General features: G+C 66.0%; 8 protein-coding genes. All 8 read right to left on the bottom strand.

The window, feature by feature from the left end:
* Positions 1-1089, bottom strand: coding sequence for a flagellar basal body P-ring protein FlgI (locus tag EOA24_RS25620; RefSeq protein ID WP_245467379.1), 1089 nt, complete (start codon positions 1087-1089; stop codon positions 1-3).
* Positions 1090-1238: 149 nt separating this feature from the next.
* Complete coding sequence (flgA, locus tag EOA24_RS25625) at positions 1239-1763, bottom strand: flagellar basal body P-ring formation chaperone FlgA (RefSeq protein WP_126081525.1); 525 nt, start codon at positions 1761-1763, stop codon at positions 1239-1241.
* A 3-nt stretch (positions 1764-1766) separates the two neighbouring features.
* Entirely contained in the window at positions 1767-2555 is a 789-nt protein-coding gene (flgG, locus tag EOA24_RS25630) for a flagellar basal-body rod protein FlgG (protein ID WP_126081526.1), read from the bottom strand.
* A gap of 10 nt (positions 2556-2565) precedes the next feature.
* Positions 2566-2895 (bottom strand): flagellar hook-basal body complex protein FliE, encoded by a 330-nt coding sequence (locus EOA24_RS25635; protein WP_126081527.1) that lies wholly within the window; start codon positions 2893-2895, stop codon positions 2566-2568.
* Entirely contained in the window at positions 2895-3311 is a 417-nt protein-coding gene (flgC, locus tag EOA24_RS25640; RefSeq protein WP_042640471.1) for a flagellar basal body rod protein FlgC, read from the bottom strand. Before flgC ends, EOA24_RS25635 begins: the two co-directional genes overlap by 1 nt.
* Positions 3312-3313: 2 nt before the next feature.
* Complete coding sequence (gene flgB, locus EOA24_RS25645; RefSeq protein WP_126081528.1) at positions 3314-3694, bottom strand: flagellar basal body rod protein FlgB; 381 nt, start codon at positions 3692-3694, stop codon at positions 3314-3316.
* Positions 3695-3780: 86 nt separating this feature from the next.
* A complete protein-coding gene (locus EOA24_RS25650) occupies positions 3781-4569 on the bottom strand; it encodes a hypothetical protein (protein ID WP_126081529.1) in 789 nt (262 codons plus the stop codon).
* A partial coding sequence (locus EOA24_RS25655) for a FliI/YscN family ATPase (protein WP_127410186.1) occupies positions 4550-5600 on the bottom strand: 1051 nt, incomplete at its 5' end. The genes EOA24_RS25655 and EOA24_RS25650, both read right to left, overlap by 20 nt.

Below are 5600 nucleotides of genomic sequence, written 5' to 3' on the forward strand. Positions count from 1 at the left end.
CTATTGGAGGACCAGGTCGGCCTGCAGGGCGCCGGCAGATTTGATGCCTTGCAGGATGGCGATGATGCCGTCCGGCTTCACGCCGAGGCGATTGAGGCCGGAGACAAGCGTTTCGAGATCGGGGCCATCGAGCACGGCGACGCGGGCGTTGGGCCGGCTCGCATCGATGGCCGTGGACGGTTCCACCGCGGTCTCACCTCTGGAGAAGGGTTCAGGCTGAACGATCCGAGGCGCTTCGGTGATGCGTACGGTAAGCGTGCCGTGGCTGATCGCCACGCGCGAGATCCTGACATTGTTGCCGATGACGATGGTTCCGGTGCGCTCGTCGATGACGACGCGGGCAGGGGAATCCGACTCGACGACGAGGTTTTCGATCTCGGCATAGAAGCGCGCGGCGGAGACATTCTTCGGCCGCCTGATCTGCACGGTGCGGGCATCGCGCTCGGCGGCGACCCGCATGCCGAAGCGCTGCGAGGTGTAGTCGTTGACGGCGTCGGCGATGCGGATGGCGGTCGAGAAATCGGGATTGCGCAATTGCAATGTCAACACGCCCTGGTCGTCGAACTCGGCCGGAACGGCGCGCTCTACGATCGCGCCGTTGGGCACGCGGCCGGCGGTCGGCACGCCTTGCGTGAGTTCCTCGGCCTGACCCTTGGCGGTGAAGCCGCCGACAATCACCGAGCCTTGCCCGACGGCATAGATCTCGCCATCGGCCGCCTTCAGCGGCGTCATCACCAGCGTGCCACCGGCGAGCGAGGTGGCGTCGCCCATCGACGAGACGTCGATGTCGATGCGGGCGCCGGACTGGACGAAGGGCGGCATGTTGGCGGTGACGATGACGGCGGCCACGTTCTTGGCGCGCGCGCTGCCGCCTTCGGTGGCGATGCCGAGATTCTCCAGCATGGCGCGGATCGACTGCTCGGTGAAGGGCGAGTTGCGCAGGCTGTCGCCGGTGCCGGCAAGGCCGATGACCAGGCCGTAGCCGACGAGCTGGTTGTCGCGCGCGCTCTGCAACTGAGCAATGTCCTTGATGCGCGCGGCCACCTGGCCGGGCGGCAGCGTGCTTGGTCCGGTGGAAACGCGGAACATGCGCTGGGTCGTCGCCGGATCATATTCCGGATCGTCGTAGACGCCGCCGTTCTTCTGCGCGAGCTCGCGTTTGGCCTTGGGCGTCAGCCCATCCGCCAAAGCCGGCTGAATGCCGATGGCCGCCGCGAGCAGAAGGACAAGGGCGCGCATCACGAAGCGCCGACCTTGATGGTGCCGTCGGCCATCACCGTGCCGGAGATGATCTTGCCGCTGTCGATGTTGCGGATCTTGATCTGGTCGCCGGCAGCGCCTGGCTGCAGCGTGACGCAGGCCGCCGAAATGGTGAGCGCGCCGGCGGTGAAATAGACCTGCACGGAAGCGCCCTGTTCGACCAGCCAGGCGTCGCGGATAGCGGTGACCGGGATGTAGCGGCCGGGCAGTAGCGTGCGCTTGGCGACCTTGCCCTGAAGCTCCTCGGAGCGCGTCGCCATGCCGTCCGGCTTATGCTTGCCGGGTATGAGCGTCACCTGCTTGAGCGAGGCGGATTCGATTGTCTCACCGGGATAGATGACCCGGTTGGGGATCAGCACGGCCTCGCCGACCGCCTGGCCAGCGACGATCTGGTTCGCCGACTGGCCGGTGGTGTCCTGCGCGATAGCCGGCGTGCCGGCGGCCACCAGGACGGTGGCCAGCACGGCGCGGCGGAGTGCGGAGGAGATCGGCCCGGCCATCATCCGTTACCTGATGTTCTTGGAGACAACCGAGGCCATGTCGTCGGCGGCCTGGATGACCTTGGAGTTCATTTCATAGGCGCGCTGCGCCGAGATCAGCTCGGTGATTTCCTTGACCGGGTCGACGTTGGATGATTCCAGATAACCCTGCTGGATCGTGGCGAAGCCGGGGTCTCCAGGGACGCCGACATTGGCCGGGCCCGAGGCAGCCGTTTCCTGGAAGAGGTTGTCGCCGAGCGGGGCCAGGCCCGCCTCGTTGGCGAAATTGGCGATCTGGAGCTGTCCGAGAAGCTGGAGGTCAGTCTGACCGTCCAGGCGGGCAAAGACCTGGCCGGTCTTGTTGACGATAACCTCGATGGCGTCGGTCGGCACGGTGATGGCCGGGATGACGTTGGCGCCGTCCACCGTCACGAGCTGGCCGGTGGCGTTGGTGTTGAAGGCGCCGGCGCGGCTGTAGAGCGTGCCGCCGTCGGCGCCCTCGATCTGGAACCAGCCCCTGCCGGTCAACGCCAGGTCGAAGCTGTTGCCGGTGCTGGCCAGTTCGCCCTGCGTGTGGACGTTGCGCACGGCGGTCGTCTTGACGCCAAGACCGATCGAAACGCCTTCCGGCACCAGCGAGGTGTTGGAACGGTTGGGCACGCCTTGCGTGCGGTCGACCTGGTAGAGCAGGTCGGAGAATTCGGCCCGCGCCCGCTTGTAGCCGGTGGTGTTGATGTTGGCGATGTTGTTGGCGATGACTTCCAGGTTGGTCTGCTGGGCGTTCATGCCGGTGGCGGCGATGGCGAGTGCTTTCATGACGCGGTTCCTAGATACTCATGCGACTGATCTCGAGGTAAGCCGAGACGACCTTGTCGCGGATGGCGATGGTCGTCTGCAGCGCCTGCTGGGCGCTCAACACCGCATCGACAACCTGACGGGTGTCGGCGTCGCCCTTGAGCGCCTGTATCGACATCTGCTCGGCACCCTGCAGCGTGTTGACGGTCTTCGTCGCGGCCTGGCTGAGGACGTCGGCGAAGCTGCTGCCGATGCTTTCGCTGGCCTGCGTCCCGACACCGCCTTGAAGCAGGCCCGGCGCGGCCGAGTCGGTGCCGTCGATTGCCGGTTTGAACTGTAGTGCCCCAATACCGCCAATCATTACTGGTTCCTCATCAGGTCGATGGTCATGGAAATCAGATCGCGAGCCTGCTTGATGACTTGCAGGTTGGCTTCATAAGAGCGGTTCGCCTCGCTCATGTCGGCCATTTCGACCAATGTGTTGACGTTGGGCATCTTGACGTACCCTTTGGCGTCGGCGGCTTCGTTGCCGGGCTGGAATTCGATCGGGAAATCCGAAGGATCGCGATTGATGCCGCTCACTTCCACCAGCGAGCCGCCGGTTGCGCGGTCGACCTCGGATTGAAAGGTGATCGTCTTGCGGCGATAGGGATCGGCGCCGGGCGTGCTGCCGGTCGACTGGGCGTTGGCGAGGTTTTCCGAGACCACGCGCAGGCGCTCAGACTGGGCACCAAGGCCGGAGGCCGCGACTTTGAGGGCTGCGGTGAGGGCGTCCATGGTCAGCTCTTCACCACCATCGTCATCATCGAATGGAAGGCCTTGACGATCGCCGTGTTGAGCTCGAAGGAGCGGCGAACCTCGCCGGCTTTCATCAGCTCCTGCTCGAGAACGACGGTGTTCTTCGACGGCATGATCGCGCCGTCTGGATCCTCCGGCTTGACGTTGAAGCCGGCATTGGTGGTTTCGGCGCCGAGATGGCCCGTCTGCGTGGCAGCCAGCGTCACCGCGGTGCGGTCGAGGACCTTTTCGAACGGCTCGACATCATTGGCCGTATAGCCCGGCGTGTTGGCATTGGCGATGTTGGAGGCAATCGCCGACTGGCGCACGGTCAGCCATTGCGACTGCCGCGTGGCAAGGTCGAAAAGATTTACGGGTTCCATGGGAATCTCCCGGACAAGTACGCACAAGACTAGGCGGCCAGTCTTGCGCGGACCTTGCGCGGGCGGGGCTGTACGGCCCGGCTCCGTTACTTCGAGAGCTGGATCACCTTGTCTGTGCTGGTGACGATCACCCACTTGCCGCCGCGCTGCTCGATCGAGGCGACGCGGCTCGAATCCGGCAGGACGGAGCCGCGCTGAACGACCCACAGACCCGTATCGTCCTCGATCATGGCGCGGCCGTTGGCGACATGCACCATCTTGAATTCGGAAGCGGCGGCCGGGAAGGGCTGGTCGGCGGGCGGCGGGGCGGGATCATCCTGCACCGTGCCGGTCGCAAACAGGTCGATATCGGGATTGGGAACGTCCTTGGCCGTCAGCGGTCCGCTGCGTTGAGCCACAACGCCACCGCCCTCACGTCCGGAATTGCTGCCGCTGCCGCCGAACTTGATGGTCTGGACGCCGAACTGCTCCTGGTTGAAGAAGATGTACCAGGGGAACAACGCACAGATGAGGCCGAGCGTGATGCCGAGCGCGGCGATGACGAAATCGCTGCGGCGGTCGGCGCTCCTGTCGGCCAGGCGCGGGAACTGGGCTTTCGGTGGCTCCGGCCACTCGGTGCGGGGAAAAAGCCCGTCGAGCACGGAATCGCGGCTGGCCTGCGCGACATCGGCGCTCCCGGCGGCGGATTTCCGCGGCGGATGCTGCCTGTCGGCTCTGTTCAGCAGAGCCGCTGTCTTCTGTGTCTTGGCATTCGCGACCTTGTCATTGGCGGATCTTGCCGCGTCGGCCTCGGCCCTTTCCGCCGCCTCGGCCTCGGCAAGCATGTCGCGCAACATGCGCTCGGTATATTGGAGCTCAGTCTCCTTGATCGCCATTCAGCTTCCCCTTGAGATGGCGGGCGAGGTCGGCGAACGGATCCGCCGACGCGCGGTCCCTCGGCGATTGCGTAAGCGCCTCATAGATCAGCGGCACCTGGCGCACGGCGTTGTCGAGCTCGGCATCGGCGCCGCTTTGGTAGGCACCCAAAAGACGGATGTCGCGCGTATCCTCGAAGCGCGCGATCATCGATTTCAGCCTGGTCACCAGCACGCGCTGTTCCGGGCTCCAGGCCTTGTCGGCAAGGCGCGAGATGGACGACAGCGGATTGACCGGCGGATAGCGGCCCTGCTCGGCAAGGGCGCGGTCGAGCACGACATGGCCGTCGAGGATGCCGCGCACCGAATCGGCGACCGGGTCGTTGTGGTCGTCGCCGTCGACCAGCACGGAAATAATGGCGGTGATCGAGCCTTTTCCCTCGGCGCCCGGGCCGGCGCGTTCGAGCAGCTTCGGCAGGTCGGTGAAGACCGAGGCCGGATAGCCGCGTGCGACCGGCGGCTCGCCCGTTCCGGTCGCCACCTCGCGTAGCGCATGCGCGAAGCGGGTGATGGAATCCAGCACCAGGAGCACGCGATGGCCCTGGTCGCGGAAATGCTCGGCCACGCACATGGCGGTGTCGGGCGCACGCCGGCGCATCATGGCGCTTTCGTCGCTGGTGGCGACCACGGCGACGGTCTTGGCCATGCTCTCGGCGCCGATCGTATCCTCGAGGAACTCGCGCACCTCGCGGCCGCGCTCGCCGATCAGGGCCACGACCACGGTATCGAAGGCCTCGGCGCCGGCGAGCATGGCAAGCAGCGTCGACTTGCCGACGCCGGAACCGGCGAAGATGCCAAGCCGCTGGCCGAAGCAGAGCGGGGTGAAGATGTCGATCACCCGCACCCCGGTGAGGAAGCCGGTGCCGACGCGCTGGCGCGACAAGGCGCCCGGCGTCGCGCCATGCGTGACATCGGCGGCATTCGGCCGGATCAGCGCGGGACCGCCGTCAATGGGGCGGGTCAAGGCGTCGATGGCACGCCCGCGCCAGGAG

The sequence above is a fragment of the Mesorhizobium sp. M2A.F.Ca.ET.039.01.1.1 genome (genome assembly GCF_003998035.1).
Lineage (GTDB): Bacteria > Pseudomonadota > Alphaproteobacteria > Rhizobiales > Rhizobiaceae > Mesorhizobium.

Coding starts and splice junctions, on each gene's coding strand:
- EOA24_RS25620 (WP_245467379.1), bottom strand. CDS start 1,089: ATGTTCCGCGTTTCCACCGGACCAAGCACGCTGCCGCCCGGCCAGGTG.
- flgA (WP_126081525.1), bottom strand. CDS start 1,763: ATGATGGCCGGGCCGATCTCCTCCGCACTCCGCCGCGCCGTGCTGGCC.
- flgG (WP_126081526.1), bottom strand. CDS start 2,555: ATGAAAGCACTCGCCATCGCCGCCACCGGCATGAACGCCCAGCAGACC.
- EOA24_RS25635 (WP_126081527.1), bottom strand. CDS start 2,895: ATGATTGGCGGTATTGGGGCACTACAGTTCAAACCGGCAATCGACGGC.
- flgC (WP_042640471.1), bottom strand. CDS start 3,311: ATGGACGCCCTCACCGCAGCCCTCAAAGTCGCGGCCTCCGGCCTTGGT.
- flgB (WP_126081528.1), bottom strand. CDS start 3,694: ATGGAACCCGTAAATCTTTTCGACCTTGCCACGCGGCAGTCGCAATGG.
- EOA24_RS25650 (WP_126081529.1), bottom strand. CDS start 4,569: ATGGCGATCAAGGAGACTGAGCTCCAATATACCGAGCGCATGTTGCGC.